This window comes from Streptococcus sp. CCH8-C6, assembly GCF_001557225.1.
Classification (GTDB): Bacteria; Bacillota; Bacilli; order Lactobacillales; family Streptococcaceae; genus Streptococcus; species Streptococcus sanguinis_C.
Window position 1 is genome coordinate 1 of the sequence record NZ_LSJN01000024.1, and the last position, 263, is coordinate 263.

At 54.8% G+C, this 263-nt stretch carries 3 tRNA genes; all 3 read left to right on the forward strand.

The features are described from left to right. The 3 genes from AX677_RS03045 (at position 1) to AX677_RS03055 (ending at position 261) form a co-directional block, all read left to right on the forward strand. A tRNA-Ser gene (locus AX677_RS03045) sits at positions 1-90 on the forward strand. A gap of 19 nt (positions 91-109) precedes the next feature. Beyond that, positions 110-183 (forward strand) — tRNA-Met (locus tag AX677_RS03050). 5 nt (positions 184-188) lie between these two features. Beyond that, positions 189-261 (forward strand) — tRNA-Phe (locus tag AX677_RS03055). The last annotated feature ends 2 nt before the right edge of the window (positions 262-263 follow it).

Sequence of the window (263 nt, forward strand, 5' to 3'; positions counted from 1 at the left end):
GGAGGATTACCCAAGTCCGGCTGAAGGGAACGGTCTTGAAAACCGTCAGGCGTGTAAAAGCGTGCGTGGGTTCGAATCCCACATCCTCCTTAGGGACGAATAGTATTGACGCGGGATGGAGCAGCTAGGTAGCTCGTCGGGCTCATAACCCGAAGGTCGTAGGTTCAAATCCTGCTCCCGCAATAGTTGGCTCGGTAGCTCAGTTGGTAGAGCAATGGATTGAAGCTCCATGTGTCGGCGGTTCGATTCCGTCTCGCGCCATA